1 pseudogene is annotated in these 515 nt (G+C 69.3%); it reads right to left on the bottom strand.

The window, feature by feature from the left end:
* Positions 1-78: 78 nt before the first annotated feature.
* Positions 79-515 (bottom strand): annotated as a pseudogene (locus B2W70_RS09220) (alpha/beta fold hydrolase); the annotation flags it as partial.

Genomic DNA, 515 nt, shown 5'->3' with positions numbered 1-515 from the left:
GCGGCGCCAGCCGAACAACGGGTGGCAAGCGCCGCAATTCAAGCGATTGCCGTCGATCGCAAGCGCTGGGCCTGCGCCTCAGGCAGACACCGCGTCGAGGCGGGCGAGCAACTCGGTGGCCACCCACCCGGCGGCCTCGGCTGGCCTCTCCTGCATGAAGCAATGGCCGCCTGGCACCTGCAAGGCGCTGACATGGTCATTGAGGTTCGTCCAGCGCGCGACCGACTCGCTCACGAATGGGAAAGTGTGCTCGGCGTGCAGCACATGCACAGGCGTGCGCACCCTGGCCAGCAGCGACCAGAGGCGATCGGGCATGGAGCCAAAGATCTCGGCCTCGCGGCTGGGACGGCATTTCAGGCGCACGCCGCCTTCAGCGTCGACCAGGGCGTGGGTGAGGAAGGCTTCCATGGCCTCGTCGGCCCAGCCTTTGTAGGTGCCGCGGCCGGTGAGGTTGGCGCGGGCTTCATCGCGGCTGGCCCATTGATCGCGCCGGCCGCGCGCCTGCCTGGCCAGCG

The organism is Aquabacterium sp. UBA2148, assembly GCF_002328915.1.
GTDB classification, from domain to species: Bacteria; Pseudomonadota; Gammaproteobacteria; order Burkholderiales; family Burkholderiaceae_C; genus Aquabacterium; species Aquabacterium parvum.
The sequence above is the reverse complement of the archived record's forward strand: the minus strand, read 5'-3'. Positions and strand labels throughout refer to the sequence as shown.